The organism is Pacificibacter maritimus, assembly GCF_003814915.1.
Taxonomy (GTDB): domain Bacteria; phylum Pseudomonadota; class Alphaproteobacteria; order Rhodobacterales; family Rhodobacteraceae; genus Celeribacter; species Celeribacter maritimus.
On the sequence record NZ_RKQK01000002.1, the window covers coordinates 260,777 to 274,750 of the forward strand.

The following is a 13,974-nucleotide window of genomic DNA, read 5'->3' on the forward strand; positions in this document are numbered from 1 at the left end:
TCTACCCTTTCAAGCGCGCGTTGATCGCGGCTGTGACAGTTTTTGCATCAGCCTTACCACCAAACGCGGCGATCAATTCTTTTGCGGTGTCTTTTGCAACAACCTTAACGCTGTCAGCTGCGTTTGCACGGATCTCGGCAATTGCTGCTTCAGATTCTGCGGCTTTCGCTGCAATTTCTGCGTCGGCTTTCGCCAAGGCTGTATTCAAGTCAGCTTGGATCGCTGCTTGAGTTTCGCCAGAAATACGCTGAGCTTCGGCTTTGGCCTCGGCGAGCGCTTTATTATATGCGTTTTCTGCATCTTTCGCTTTGAGCTTGAGCTCTTCAGCGGCAGAAATATCATTCATGATTGTACCAGAGCGTTCTGCAAGCACGGAAGAAATGCGCGGCAGTGCAATTTTGGACAGCACGAAATAGATCACGACAAGCGTGACGAGAAGCCAGAAAATCTGGTTTGGGAAATGTGCAAGTTCAAGCTGCGGCATGCCCGCGACGCTTTCAGTTGCCCCATGTGTCTCTGTGGCCATGGTGTCCTCCTGGCTTTAAGTCAGTCCCACCAAGTGTTGGAGGGAGCCATTTTACGCTGGGGTGGATCCAAGAACCCACCCCGCCGTAAGGATGTAATGAGTCTAGCTTAGACTGCGAACATCAAGAGAAGTGCTACGAGGAACGAGAAGATCCCCAAAGCTTCCGCAAAGGCCATGCCGATGAAGAGTGTAGCAGTTTGTGATGCAGCAGCAGATGGGTTGCGCAAAGCGCCTGCGAGGTAGTTGCCAGCAACATTACCAACACCGATAGCTGCGCCACCCATGCCGATTGCTGTGAGGCCTACACCGATGTATTTTCCGAGTTCTGCGATATTGCCTTCCATGGGGGTATCTCCTTACGTTGGAATTGGCTGAAAAGTAGTTAGAGTTCGAACCTGACCGAGCTTAGTGTGCAGGGTGCAGCGCGTCTTTTAGGTACACGCAGGTAAGAATTGTGAACACGTAGGCTTGGATAAAGGCTACGAGAATTTCTAGTCCGTACATCGCTGCGATTGCTGCGATAGAAACGGGTGCGATTAGTTTGATGGCTGCGAATGTCGCAAAAACTTTGATCACAGCGTGACCGGCCATCATGTTACCTGCAAGACGAATAGAGTGACTTACAGGACGCACAAAGTATGAGATCAATTCGATGATTGCCAAGACAGGGCGCAGCGCGAGTGGTGCAGATTTCACCCAGAACAATTCAAGGAATGTTGCACCGTTTTTGACAAAGCCAAGAACCGTGACGAAAACGAAGACGAGCAAAGCCAGAACACCAGTCACAGCGATATGTGTTGTAGGTGTGAAAGAGGCTGGCAAAAGGCCCAGAACGTTTGAGAATGCAATAAAGCAGAACAGCGTCATGACATATGGGAAATACTTCACCGAGTCTTTGCCGCCCACATCTTCGAGCATTTTGTAAACGAAACCATAGGTCAACTCAGCGATGGACTGACCTTTGGAAGGAACAATCGCACGTCCGCTAGAGCCAACAATCAGCAACAAAACCACACCCAGAACAGTCAAGCCCATCCAAAGTGTCGCGTTGGTCACTGTGTACCAGTGGATAGGTCCATCACCAAACACAGGTTTGATTTGGAATTGATCCATTGGGTGGAATGACAATCCTTCGCCGCCAGTTGGCACGATAAAGATCGACAAAAGGATAAGGGCGAGGATTGCAAAGAAGATTACCTTGCCTGTACCACCTGATTTTTTAGCTTGATCAGACATGTTCAATCTCTCTCGTCATCTGCAGCCTTGGCCGCGTTATCATCTACCGCAGTTGCCTGCGCATTTAGTTTTGAAGCTTCCGCCTCTTGTTCTGCTTGGATCGTTGCAGCGGTACGCATCATTGTTTTGACGCCAGCCGCTAAACCAAATCCAACCATCAGCACGATAAAGATGGGCGTTGTGCCAAAGAGCTTATCCAGCCCCCATCCCATGCCGAAACCGATCAAAAGACCAGCCACTAATTCTATCACCATTCGCCATGCCATATTGGCCTGAGAAAAGTGTTCCTCACCGCGAGAGCTTTTCGGCGCTTGCGCCTGTTTCAACGCTTCCAATCGCGCATCCAATGCCTCTAGTCGCTTTGGATCATGCGGGTCGGTCATCGTTGAAAGCCCCTTTGGTAACTTGGCGGCAAACTAGGCGGAGGGGCGCTTAGAGTCAATATAGGATAAATTTTTCGCGACCACGCATAAGTTATTGAAATTTATTAAATTAAAACAGGCAAGATGATTCAAACTTTTGCTCGGGCAAGCCAATCCACCCACAGCATGACCGCAAGCTATATTCAACCAAATGGTTGACCAAAGCCGAACTGCCCCGTAATCGTGATGCTATGAGCCACAATACCACAGCCCCCAGTCTGGACCTGATCTTTGCAGCCCTCGCCGACCCAACTCGTCGCGCGATCTTGGAAATGCTGCTCGAAGATGACATGGCCGTCACGGACGTCGCGGAACCATTCGAAATGTCACTGGCCGCTATCAGCAAACATCTGACCATTTTGATGCGCGCGGGGCTGATTGCGCAAGAAAAGCGCGGGCGCGTGAAATGGTGCAAATTGCAACCAGATGCCATGCGCGCGTCATCCATTTGGATGCAAGGCTTTGGTCAGTTCGAAGCACTTGACTTGGAAGGTCTTGAACGATTTTTGGAACATGAATTGAGTGGATCTGCAGAGCTAGATCCCTAAACTCAAGACCCCGCCCCTTGAACGACCGCGATGGGCGCGGGTTTTTCTTCGTGTTTCAACAAAAGATAGAGTGCGAGTGTCGTCAATGCGATGCCACCAAAGATCATAACGGGTGGAACGCCTTGGCCCAATGCGATTTCCCACAAGATCACCCATGAGGGTGTGAGATAGGTGTAGGCCATCACCTTCGCGCTGTCCAAACGCATCGTTGCGTAAATCAAGATTGTTCCCGTCAAAGTGGTCGCAACCAGTGCTATATATAAGATGACAAACCAGACAAGCATTGGCAAAGCCGACCAATCGGTGGCCATGATATCTGGAATGCTGACAGCCAAAACAATCGCGGTCGTCGCAATCATAATAAAGAACACAAACTCGGGCGCGCGCTCCCCTCGGCTAAAGCGTGAAGCAAGCGGGGTGTATATGGCATGTGCAACGATCCCGATGAAATACAGCATTTCACCGCGTCCAAGTTCAAACGCCAAAAGCGCAGATATATCCGCTTCGAACACCACCCACAGGGCGCCGAGCGCACCAACTGACAAAGCAGTGGCCACCCGCCGCGTCGTAATTTGACGTAATAAAATATACGCGATGCCTGCAGACAAAACGGGGGTCAGCGTGAACATGGCAGAAATTGAAATGGCACTGGCCGTTTCCAATCCCGTGAACATCATAATAAAATACAAGGCAAACAATGCGCCCAAAATGCCGTACCGCCAAGGTGCCTGCATCGCAGATTTGCTGATGCCGCCCGTTGCCATGGCCAATAGTCCGACCCCGAGTGTCGCAATAATGAAACGCACAGATGTGATGGCCAATGGTGAAATTATATCCGCCTTCATCGCCACACCACCCAGCGAAAAGCTGCCAGCAACCAAAAAGGAAAACAAAAGCATCGCCAAGTGACCATTGCGGCGCTCTGACGCGATAAGTCGTTTAGTCAATCGACCAGTCCTTTGAGTGTTGTTTGAGGAAACTCAACACAGCTTGCACCTTAGGCGTGCGATGCAGATCCACATGGGTGACCAGCCAGTTAGGCATTGTCCATCCCTCTTGGTTGGTCAAAAGCGGAATTAGATCATCGTTATCTATAGCATCAGCAGTCATCAAAAAACCTGCGCCGATCCCCGCTTTCACAGCCTCGCTTCCCGCCTCAAAGGACGTGACACGGTAAGTGATTTGATCTGGTGTCGCATTTTCACTGAGCCAACGCATCGTCGGCGCACGGTGCCCCAGATCATCCAATCCAACATAACGCAGATCTCTGATCGGGTTTGCTGTGTCCAACGGGCCAAAACGATCCAAATAGCGTTTGTGCACATAAAGGCCGTAACCTTGCTGAAAGAAAGGCTGCACAACGTTATCAGGCTCTTGCGGGGGATTGCCCGTTCTGACAGCCACATGGGCTTCGCCATATTCAAGGCGGAACACGCGCTCACCCGTCAGATAACGCACGATCAGCTTAGGATGCTGCGCTTGAAAATCAGCCAACACTGGGCCTATCAGACGGGACAGATCTGGCAGTGACGTGATGATAAGTTCTCCGCTCACATCATCGCCGCGGCCCTTGATGCGACTGACAAGTTGAGAAAACTGGTCATCCGTGGTTTGGGCAACTTTCAGCAAGTCGCTGCCTGCTTCTGTTGCGGTGTATCCGCGTGCGTGCCGTTGAAACAGTTTTACCCCTAGCGTTTGTTCCAACGAGTCGATGTGACGGATAACAGTGGCGTGGTGCACACCAAGTATTTGCGCGGCTCCTGACACAGTTCCCATCTTGGCCACTTGAAAAGCGGTACGAACTTCATCCCAATTGTCTAAACTCATAGCGGCCCCGCCTTCTGTGCACTTGCGAACAATATCTTATTCAAATGCTTTAAGCGTTCAAAAAGGCGTTGGCAATTTAAAAGCTACTCCGCAAAGTCAAGCGCGGGCTCAAAGGCGCGCTGCCAAGTTGCGTCAATTTGCGCGATCACCGCGGCATCAAATTGATCCGAATGATCCCAATAGCGACCAGAGGGCACGAAATATCCTGCCTTTTGCTCTAAGGTCGCAGCCTCGACTGCCACATCTAAATCATAGCGCTCAATCGGGACTGATTTCAGCGGGCCTTTCTGTGTGCTGCGCGGATAAGGTAATACAGACGCTGTGGTACTTTGATTGATCACAGCGCAACCTTGTTGTGCCGCACATATCTGCAATCGCCGCGCCTTGGCCTCAAGCGACACCAAAGTTGGATCACGGCGCAAAGGGTCGGCAGCCCCTGTTCCATAAAAATGCGTATGGCCAGACTTTGGATAGACCATATCGCAGGCGTAAAAATGTAAAGCTGTTGGGCGAAAGCGTGCCAAAGCCCAATAGGCGGCGGTAAAGGCCATCGTGCCGCCCGCATAAACGAAACCACCGTATGAATTCTGCGCAGGGACATATTGATCAGCGCCGATAATTTGACGGTCAGCAGGGATCACTTCTGGGCGCCGCTCAGGCGGGAAATCTTCAGGATGGATCAAGTGGGTCCACTGGGGCACAGCCCGCCATGCGTTGTTGATAACAACCACAGCATCGAATTTAGAAACATCCCATAGGGCGACTTGCGGCGCACTTGGGGCGCTACCGACAATCAAAATTTGCGTCATGAGTTATCCCTCAATTTCCCTGACCACCAATTATTTATCATAGCTAACCCGCGCGATTGCAAAGTCCAGCACAGTCGCTGGCTTTTCTATTGACTCTATTGACGGCATGCCCTGACGCGCAGGTCTTGACTCTATGTTTCGCGCAGCGTAATGCAGTCGCAACTTTCCGGAAGCTTTGTGCCTTCCGGTCCCATGGCTTTAGCCGGGATCGCCCTCCGTCAGCGCGTTGCGCCCACGGGGGCGCTCATCGTTTGGCTAATACGCCTTGGACAATCGCCGTCTCATTCCCATATGAGGCAGATCAGTTTTTAAGGTCTTAGGAGGACCGGCATGTTTGAAAATCTATCCGAACGCCTGTCCGGTGTCTTCGATAAACTCACCAGCCAAGGGTCTCTGTCTGAAGACGATGTAAAAACAGCCCTGCGCGAAGTGCGTGTGGCCCTGCTTGAGGCCGATGTTTCCCTGCCTGTAGCGCGCGACTTTGTAAAAGCTGTGCAAGAGCGTGCAACGGGTCAAGCTGTTACCAAATCCGTGACACCAGGCCAGCAGGTTGTGAAAATCGTTCATGACGAATTGGTCAATGTTCTTAAGGGCGACACAGAAGACACCGAGCTGTTAAAAGTCGACAATCCCCCTGCCCCGATCTTGATGGTCGGCCTGCAAGGTGGTGGTAAAACCACAACGACTGCCAAGCTCGCGAAACGCCTGAAAGAAAAGCAAGGCAAGCGCGTGCTTATGGCCTCGCTCGATGTCTACCGCCCAGCGGCGATGCACCAGCTTGAAGTCTTGGGTCAGCAAATTGGCGTTGATACCTTGCCAATCGTTGCGGGTCAAAAACCCGCTGACATCGCCAAACGCGCCAAGCAGCAGGCAAGCATGGGCGGCTATGATGTCTACATGCTCGACACCGCGGGCCGTTTGTCAATCGACGACGAATTGATGGCTGAAGTCGAAGCTGTCCGTGATGTGACCAACCCGCGCGAAACATTGCTCGTGGTTGATGGTCTGACCGGTCAGGATGCTGTGAATACAGCTGAAAACTTTAACGACCGCATTGGTATTTCTGGCGTTATTCTCACCCGTATGGATGGTGACGGACGCGGTGGTGCAGCACTTTCTATGCGTGCCGTCACTGGCAAGCCGATCAAATACGTCGGTCTTGGCGAAAAAATGGACGCCATTGAAGAGTTCACGCCTGACCGTATTGCGGGTCGTATTTTGGGCATGGGCGACATCGTAGCGCTTGTTGAGAAAGCCCAAGAAACGATTGAAGCCGAACAAGCCGAGCGCATGATGAAGCGCTTCACCAAAGGCCAGTTCAACATGAACGACATGAAAATGCAGCTCGAGCAGATGCTCAAAATGGGCGGCATGGAAGGTCTCATGGGGATGATGCCAGGCATGGGTAAAATGGCCAAACAGGTCAAAGACAGCGGCTTCGAAGACAAAACAATCAAACGCCAGATCGCTTTGATCCAATCTATGACCAAACGCGAACGCGCCAACCCCGCGTTGCTGCAAGCTTCGCGCAAGAAACGCATCGCCAAAGGTGCGGGTCTTGAAGTGTCCGAATTGAACAAGCTTTTGAAAATGCATCGCCAGATGGCGGACATGATGAAAAAGATGGGCAAAATGGGCAAAGGTGGCATGCTGAAACAGGCCATGAAAGGCATGATCGGCAAAGGCGGCCCGCAAGGTCTGGAAGATATGGATCCCGCGAAAATGGCTGAAGCTACAAAAGCACTGCAAGGCTCTATGCCGCGCGGCATGGGTTTGCCTGGTCTGGGTGGTGGCGCTTTGCCCCCTGGCCTGTCTGGGTTTGGGAAGAAAAAGTAATGACCAATCCAGTTGATTTTGCCCAAGAGGTTTTAAAAGAACACCGTGAAAGCATTGACCGCTTGGATGCGATCCTTGTTTACACACTTGGTGAGCGCTTTAAACACACCCAAGCTGTTGGCAAACTGAAAGCCACGCATGATCTTCCGCCTTCCGACCCTACACGTGAAGGCGCACAAATTGCCCGTCTCGAAGACCTCGCAAAACGCGCGGACCTTGATCCGGAATTCGCAAAAGCTTTCCTGAAATTCATCATTCAGGAAGTCATTCATCATCACGAAAAACACCAAGAATAACCGACCAACTGGCTCGGTATCGATTAAACCCTAGGAGAATTCACTATGTCTATGAAAATTCGTCTTGCCCGCGGTGGCTCTAAGAAACGTCCTTTTTACCGTATCGTTGCAGCGGATTCACGTATGCCACGCGATGGTCGTTTCATCGAGAAACTCGGCACATACAACCCGCTTTTGCCGAAAGATTCCGAAGAGCGCGTGATCATGGATATCGACCGCGTAAAATACTGGTTGGGTGAAGGCGCACAGCCAACTGACCGTATCGTTCGCATGTTGGAAGCTGCTGGCGTTGTCGCGAAAACTGAGCGCAACAACCCGAAAAAAGCTGTTCCAGGCAAAAAAGCACAAGATCGCGCTGAAGAAAAAGCTCAAAAAGCTGCTGACGCGGCTGAAGCTGCCGCAGCACCTGCTGAGGCTGCTGCTGAGGAATAAGCCCCTTGGCAGGCGCAACATCCTTTTCGGCCACCGAACGCGATGCGTTTGAAAAATTGATGCGTGTGCGGCGTGATGTACGTCGCTTTCGCACTGATCCTGTGGACCCTAAACTTGTGACCGCCTGCCTTGCGAGCTTTTCTTTGGCCCCCTCTGTCGGACTGTCTCAGCCTTGGCAGATTGTGAACGTCAAAAGTGATAGCGCCCGCGCGGCGGTTCTCGATAATTTCGAGACCGCCAATGCGCGGGCGCTTCGCGGTTATACAGGTTCGGATGCCGAAACCTATGCGACCTTGAAACTCGCAGGACTGCGTGAAGCCCCTGTTCATCTGGCGGTTTTTTGCGACGAAAGCACGCAAAAAGGCAAAGGCTTGGGCGCGGGCACCATGCCTGAAATGCGCCGCTATTCCGTTGTCTGCGCCATCATGCAATTTTGGTTGGCCCTTCGCAGTTACGGTTTGGGATTGGGCTGGGTGTCGATTTTAGACCCAGAACAGCTCAAGACCGATCTAAATATCGCTAAGGACTGGCAGCTTGTTGGCTATCTGTGTATCGGCTGGCCTGAGCAAGACGGTTTCGATCCTGAATTGGAAAAACTGGGCTGGGAAGAACGATTGCCTTGCCCTGATCTTGAGACGCGGTAATCTAAACCAACCAAAAGAGAGTAAGCCATGAGCGACAGCAAAATCATCGTAGGGGCCATCGCAGGATCCTTTGGCGTGCGCGGCGAAGTGCGCCTAAAATCCTTTTGCGCCACGCCTGAAGACATTGCCGATTACAGCCCGCTGTACACAGAAGACGGCAGCCGCAGCTTTGAAGTGACCTTGGAACGCTCCATTAAAAATGGCTTTGCTGTACGCCTATCAGGCATTGAGACCAAAGAAGAGGCAGACGCCCTAAAAGGCGTGACGTTGTTTGCCGACCGCGATCAATTGCCATCCTTGCCTGATGATGAATTTTACTACGCCGATCTGGTGGGGCTTGAGGTCTATGACACAGGCGGCACCAAATTGGGGGTGGTTCAATTGGTCGTTGATCATGGCGCGGGTGATTTGCTGGAAGTGCATACAGCCAACCTAAAAGAACCCGCACTGCTGCCCTTTACCAAAGCTGCAGTTCCCACGGTCGATCTGGCAGCAAAACGCATCATCGCCGATCCCCCAGAAGGCTTGTTCGACTAGCGCATGGCCAGACGGATCATCATCCATGCGGGATTTCACAAAACTGGCACGAAAACGCTGCAAGAAACCCTTAGCATAAACACCGCGCTTTTGCTGCCCCATGTGGAAATTTACTTGCAAGGCGGTGCATTGATTTCATCCTTAGCCCAAGCCGTGCTCAGTTTTTCGGGCAATCGCTGTAAAGACACCAAGGCCGTGGTCAGCGAACAAGCCGAATTGTTTTTCTCTTTGATGGATTTGACGGACCCAAGGCCAATTTTTGTCAGCAGTGAAAGCCTGTCAGGGCATTTTCCAGGCTCAGCTGGTGTCGCCAAATACGGCCCTGCGCCGATTGCGATAGACTTGATCCGTGACGCTTGGACAAAGGTAACAGGGGACCAGAACAGTTTCGAGGTCTACTATTCCACGCGCCGCTCAGGCTGGCTGGCATCCTGCCACTGGCAGCGCCTCAAGACAAACCGCAACATGCTAAGCCTATCGGAGTATTGCGAAAAATACGCACAGGCAGCTGACCACGGTGCGATTATTGATACCATTAAAACCCGCCTTGGGGCGCAGTTCGTTCATACCCAAGCTTTGGAAGACATGCCTCATCCCGTCGACCCCGTATTAGAAATTCTGAATCTTGGGCATTTGAAATCCCAGTTAGACATTCCGCCAAACGCCAACACATCTTTGGGGGAAACCGCGCGCGCAGACTTGCTGGCGCTGAACCGACAGAAAATTTGGGGGCAAGACTATAAAAAAGCCCGCGCTGCGATTTTACGCCAAAAGCCGTGACCCCTTTTCCTTCTGCTCAGGCTCAGGCTATATGGCCCCATGACAGATCAACCCGATAACAAGCCTCAAAAAACGCTTTCCAAATCACACGGTCGCATTGCTATACGCCCGACCTTGCAGCCGCGCGACCTGATGGTGGACACACCAGATATTGCAGGCACATGGAAAGCTAAAATCATCACGCTTCTACCGACTGCTTTTCCTGGCATGCTTGGCGAAAGCTTAACGGGAAAAGCCCTACAAGATGGCCTGTGGCAAATCGAGCCAATTGATTTGCGCATTTTTGGCGAGGGCAAACATCGCAATGTCGATGACACGCCCGCAGGCGGTGGCGCTGGTATGGTGCTTCGTCCCGATATTATGGGCAAAGCGGTAGATTTCGCGATGAACGGCCTGCCGCAAGACCGCGAAAAATGGCCATTGGTATATCTGTCACCCCGCGGCAAGCGCTTTGATCAAGCCACAGCCAAACGCTGGTCAAAAGCCGAAGGGATCACCATGATCTGTGGGCGCTTTGAAGGTTTAGATGAACGTGTCATCAACCATTTCGACATCGAAGAAGTGTCTCTAGGTGATTTTGTGTTAACGGGTGGTGAGATTCCGGCACAAGCGATGATTGATGCCACCGTTCGTCTTTTGCCCGGTGTTTTAGGCAATGCCGAGAGCATCGAAGAGGAAAGCCATTCAAACGGCTTGCTGGAACATCCGCAATACACACGCCCTGCCGAGTGGCGTGGGCATAAAATTCCTGACGTGCTCATGTCGGGCCATCACGGTAAAATCGCTAAATGGCGCGAAGACATGGCCAAGCAACTCACCCAAGAGCGCAGGCCGGATATGTGGCGCATTTTAAACGACACCTAAGACACTATTGCATCAGTTGCGCATCTGAGCCTGCCTTGCGATAGTCGCCTAAGCCAGCGCGCAAAAGCCCTGTGGAGTGCTCTATGACCTTAAGTTTTCTGAATGTGCCTGCGATGCTTTTGATGCGTTTATATCGCAAACTTTGGCTGCGCGTTGGCTTATATGCCTTAGCTGCGGCTTTGATCGCGGTGATTGGCCCATGGGGTGCAGCCCTATTGCCAAGCGCATGGTCAAAGACTTTATCAGCAGATGCGGTGACACCGGTTCTGACGATTTTAGCTTCATCCATGTTGGCAGTGTCTACATTTTCCTTGAATGTTATGGTTTCAGCGCATCGGTCCGCGGCGCTAAACACAACACCGCGCGTGCACCGCCTGCTGTTAGAAGACACCACAACGCAATCCGTTTTGGGCGTATTTATCGGCGCTTTTGTCTATGCTTTGACCTCAATCGTGCTGACGAATATGGAATTTTATTCCGAAGAAGCCCTGCTGGCGGTCATGGTGGTCACGGTTTTGGTGGTTGCGTTGGTCATCGGCGCGATGCTGCGCTGGATCGAACATCTCAGTACGCTTGGCAGTCTTGATGACACATTGCGTTTTGTCAGTGACCGCACCAAACGGCGCCTATCCGCATTCCGCAATCAACCCGCATATGGCGCATTGCCGCTGGCGGATGATGTGCAGATCCCTGAAACCTGTACTGATATTTTGGCACCTCAGTCTGGATATATACAACTCATCGACGTGCATGGCCTGTCCAATAGCACGCCTGAGCGCGCAACGACATATGTGCTGCGCAGGCCCGGTCACCATGTTTTAAAAAACACAGTTTTGGCGCAGGTCTCAGGCACGCAGGACGACGATGCTTTAAGTGCGATTTTAGAAAATTTCACCATCGGTGATCAACGCAGTTTTGAACAAGACCCACTGTTTGGTCTACAAGTCCTGTCTGAAATCGCCTCACGCGCCTTATCGCCGGGAACTCATGATCCCGGCACCGCTGTGCAAGTTCTAAATATCCTCAGCAAACTGCTATGGGAGGCCAGCCATATCAAAGCGGATGAACCCGAATCCTGTGCACAGAATGTGATATTGAAAACCGTCGATTCCGACAGGATCTTTGAACGCGCTTTCGAAGCAATCGCACGCGATGGAAAAGGTTTTTCCGAGGTCGAAGACTGTTTGTACAAAGGTCTGTCCAATTTGGAAAACTGCCCTGATCCCGATTTTGCTGAAGCAGCGCGCAAAATGCACAAGGCTTTTACAGGCACCACGACTGACGCCCCTGCGGCCGCTAAAACTTAACGCAGTCTAAGTACAACTGCCCCTTGCTCCAACGTTAAATCGCGCCTATACACCGCCTGTTCGGGATTGGAATCAGTCACTGGACTGTTTTGTGTTTCGGTCGTTGTGCTTTTTTCGGTGCAATACAAGGTTGGACCACAAACATACCAAATGAAAGACGACCTGATCCTCTGGCGGGCATCAAATGATGGACCCGGAAGAAAACCAAGAGTTCTGAGGCCGCGCAAACCTTCACGGCAAACCGTGAGCATAGATTGGAGATTAGCGATGGATCTTATCGCACAGCTGGAAGCCGAGCAGATTGCTGCCCTTGGCGCGACTATTCCAGATTTCAAACCGGGTGACACCATCCGCGTTGGATACAAAGTAACCGAGGGCACGCGCTCTCGTGTTCAGAACTACGAAGGCGTCTGCATTGCACGTAAAAACGGCAAAGGCATCGCGGGTTCTTTTACAGTTCGCAAAATTTCTTTTGGTGAAGGCGTAGAACGTGTGTTCCCGCTGCACTCCACAAACATCGATCACATCGAAGTGATCCGTCGTGGTCGTGTACGTCGTGCGAAACTCTACTACTTGCGTGATCGTCGCGGTAAATCTGCGCGTATCGCAGAAGTCACCAACTACAAAGCGCCTAAGGCGTAAGGGGACCTGTCATGAAAAAAGATACACACCCAGAATACCACATGATCAACGTCAAAATGACCGATGGTTCTATTGTTCAAATGAAATCCACTTGGGGTTCCGAGGGCGACCAGCTTGCACTCGACATCGACCCATCTGCGCACCCAGCGTGGAACGGTGGCAGCTCGCGCCTTCTCGACCAAGGCGGCCGTGTTTCCAAGTTCAAAAACAAATACGCAGGTCTTGGTTTCTAAGCCAAACATCCTCAATTGTATTAAAAGAAACGCTGTTCTTCGGAGCAGCGTTTTTTTATGGGCCGTCACAACCCGCGCGCCACAGGTGCATTTGATTTATCGCCCAGCGCGCAATTGGTCTTGCGCCGCGCCAACCAACAACGGCATATATACGCCAAGCGAAACACAGGCGTGCAAAAAGACACGCGAAGACAAGGTGGACCAAACGTGGCGCATATTATCATTGTTGGAAACGAAAAAGGCGGCGCAGGTAAGTCAACCGTGTCCATGCATGTCGCGACAGCCTTGTCCCGTTCGGGCTATCGCGTTGGTGCCCTTGATCTCGATTTGCGTCAGAAAACCATGGGTCGCTACTTGGAAAATCGCTTGGCATTTTGCTTGCGTGAAGGTTTTGATTTACCGACACCTGAGTACCGCGAACTCCCTGACATCGACCCCAAGGATTTGGCAGAGGGTGAAAACATCTACGACCGCCGTCTGTCGATGGCTGTGTCGAGTTTGGAAGAGAGCTGCGACTTTATTTTGATCGATTGTCCAGGGTCACATACACGTCTAAGCCAAGTCGCGCATTCCTTGGCGGATACTCTGATCACCCCGATGAATGACAGCTTTATCGACTTCGATTTGCTTGCGCGAGTTGATCCGGAAACGAACAAGATTCTTGGGCCATCTGTCTATGCAGAAATGGTTTGGAGCGCGCGTCAATTGCGTGCCACCGCTGGACTGAAACCCATCGATTGGGTTGTTTTGCGCAATCGTCTGGGGGCGCAAAATATGCACAACAAGAAAAAGATCGGCGATGCCATGGAAGATCTATCAAAGCGGATCGGCTTTCGTGTATCACCCGGCTTTTCAGAGCGCGTTATCTTTCGCGAACTCTTTCCACGCGGTTTAACGCTGTTGGATCTAAAAGAAATCGGCGTCAAAAATGCGCTGAATATTTCCAATGTCGCGGCGCGCCAAGAGTTACGTGACTTGATGAAAACACTCGACCTTCCGGGCGTCGAATTGAATTTCTAAAGTCAGATGACAACG

The 13,974-nt window shown here is 51.6% G+C and carries 19 protein-coding genes; 12 read left to right on the top strand and 7 right to left on the bottom strand.

Annotated features, from left to right (window positions below):
- Position 1: 1 nt before the first annotated feature.
- From EDD53_RS07795 to EDD53_RS07810, 4 genes are all read right to left on the bottom strand, one after another.
- Positions 2-526 (bottom strand): F0F1 ATP synthase subunit B', encoded by a 525-nt coding sequence (locus EDD53_RS07795; RefSeq protein WP_123792675.1) that lies wholly within the window; start codon positions 524-526, stop codon positions 2-4.
- A gap of 107 nt (positions 527-633) precedes the next feature.
- On the bottom strand, positions 634-870 hold the full coding sequence (locus EDD53_RS07800; RefSeq protein WP_123792676.1) for a F0F1 ATP synthase subunit C: 237 nt from the start codon (positions 868-870) through the stop codon (positions 634-636).
- A 61-nt stretch (positions 871-931) separates the two neighbouring features.
- Positions 932-1,762 carry a F0F1 ATP synthase subunit A gene (locus EDD53_RS07805; protein WP_123792677.1) on the bottom strand — a complete coding sequence of 277 codons (831 nt, stop codon included), beginning with the start codon at positions 1,760-1,762 and terminating at the stop codon, positions 932-934.
- Between the two features lie 2 nt (positions 1,763-1,764).
- On the bottom strand, positions 1,765-2,145 hold the full coding sequence (locus EDD53_RS07810; RefSeq protein WP_123792678.1) for an AtpZ/AtpI family protein: 381 nt from the start codon (positions 2,143-2,145) through the stop codon (positions 1,765-1,767).
- Positions 2,146-2,375: 230 nt separating this feature from the next.
- Between EDD53_RS07810 and EDD53_RS07815 the strand changes: the two genes are divergently transcribed.
- Positions 2,376-2,732 carry an ArsR/SmtB family transcription factor gene (locus EDD53_RS07815; RefSeq protein WP_123792679.1) on the top strand — a complete coding sequence of 119 codons (357 nt, stop codon included), beginning with the start codon at positions 2,376-2,378 and terminating at the stop codon, positions 2,730-2,732.
- 2 nt (positions 2,733-2,734) lie between these two features.
- Here the strand turns inward: EDD53_RS07815 and EDD53_RS07820 are convergent, their stop codons facing one another.
- The 3 genes from EDD53_RS07820 to EDD53_RS07830 form a co-directional block, all read right to left on the bottom strand.
- Positions 2,735-3,679 (bottom strand): DMT family transporter, encoded by a 945-nt coding sequence (locus EDD53_RS07820; protein ID WP_342772300.1) that lies wholly within the window; start codon positions 3,677-3,679, stop codon positions 2,735-2,737.
- A complete protein-coding gene (locus EDD53_RS07825) occupies positions 3,672-4,559 on the bottom strand; it encodes a LysR family transcriptional regulator (protein WP_123792680.1) in 888 nt (295 codons plus the stop codon). Before EDD53_RS07825 ends, EDD53_RS07820 begins: the two co-directional genes overlap by 8 nt.
- An 83-nt stretch (positions 4,560-4,642) precedes the next feature.
- Complete coding sequence (locus EDD53_RS07830) at positions 4,643-5,368, bottom strand: hypothetical protein (protein WP_123792681.1); 726 nt, start codon at positions 5,366-5,368, stop codon at positions 4,643-4,645.
- Positions 5,369-5,698: 330 nt separating this feature from the next.
- On the opposite strand from EDD53_RS07830, the gene ffh reads away from it, so the two are divergent.
- The 11 genes from ffh to EDD53_RS07885 all read left to right on the top strand — a co-directional run bounded on the left by ffh (position 5,699) and on the right by EDD53_RS07885 (position 13,959).
- A complete protein-coding gene (ffh, locus tag EDD53_RS07835; protein ID WP_123792682.1) occupies positions 5,699-7,204 on the top strand; it encodes a signal recognition particle protein in 1,506 nt (501 codons plus the stop codon).
- Positions 7,204-7,500, top strand: a complete 297-nt coding sequence (locus EDD53_RS07840) for a chorismate mutase (protein WP_123792683.1) — start codon at positions 7,204-7,206, stop codon at positions 7,498-7,500. The genes ffh and EDD53_RS07840 overlap by 1 nt, the downstream gene beginning before the upstream one ends.
- Positions 7,501-7,545: 45 nt before the next feature.
- Positions 7,546-7,932 carry a 30S ribosomal protein S16 gene (rpsP, locus tag EDD53_RS07845; RefSeq protein ID WP_123792684.1) on the top strand — a complete coding sequence of 129 codons (387 nt, stop codon included), beginning with the start codon at positions 7,546-7,548 and terminating at the stop codon, positions 7,930-7,932.
- 5 nt (positions 7,933-7,937) lie between these two features.
- Positions 7,938-8,576, top strand: coding sequence for a 5,6-dimethylbenzimidazole synthase (gene bluB, locus EDD53_RS07850; RefSeq protein WP_281277946.1), 639 nt, complete (start codon positions 7,938-7,940; stop codon positions 8,574-8,576).
- A 27-nt stretch (positions 8,577-8,603) separates the two neighbouring features.
- The gene (rimM, locus tag EDD53_RS07855) at positions 8,604-9,113 is read left to right on the top strand and encodes a ribosome maturation factor RimM (RefSeq protein WP_123792685.1); all 510 of its coding nucleotides are present in this window, start codon (positions 8,604-8,606) and stop codon (positions 9,111-9,113) included.
- Between the two features lie 3 nt (positions 9,114-9,116).
- Positions 9,117-9,893 (top strand): hypothetical protein, encoded by a 777-nt coding sequence (locus EDD53_RS07860; protein ID WP_123792686.1) that lies wholly within the window; start codon positions 9,117-9,119, stop codon positions 9,891-9,893.
- A 39-nt stretch (positions 9,894-9,932) separates the two neighbouring features.
- Positions 9,933-10,757 (top strand): tRNA (guanosine(37)-N1)-methyltransferase TrmD, encoded by an 825-nt coding sequence (gene trmD, locus EDD53_RS07865; protein WP_123792687.1) that lies wholly within the window; start codon positions 9,933-9,935, stop codon positions 10,755-10,757.
- An 83-nt stretch (positions 10,758-10,840) separates the two neighbouring features.
- Positions 10,841-12,064, top strand: coding sequence for a DUF2254 domain-containing protein (locus EDD53_RS07870; protein ID WP_123792688.1), 1,224 nt, complete (start codon positions 10,841-10,843; stop codon positions 12,062-12,064).
- Positions 12,065-12,331: 267 nt separating this feature from the next.
- Positions 12,332-12,706, top strand: a complete 375-nt coding sequence (gene rplS, locus EDD53_RS07875; RefSeq protein ID WP_123792689.1) for a 50S ribosomal protein L19 — start codon at positions 12,332-12,334, stop codon at positions 12,704-12,706.
- An 11-nt stretch (positions 12,707-12,717) separates the two neighbouring features.
- Positions 12,718-12,939 (top strand): 50S ribosomal protein L31, encoded by a 222-nt coding sequence (gene rpmE / locus EDD53_RS07880; protein WP_123792690.1) that lies wholly within the window; start codon positions 12,718-12,720, stop codon positions 12,937-12,939.
- Positions 12,940-13,146: 207 nt separating this feature from the next.
- Positions 13,147-13,959, top strand: a complete 813-nt coding sequence (locus tag EDD53_RS07885) for a division plane positioning ATPase MipZ (protein WP_123792962.1) — start codon at positions 13,147-13,149, stop codon at positions 13,957-13,959.
- Positions 13,960-13,974 lie beyond the last annotated feature (15 nt).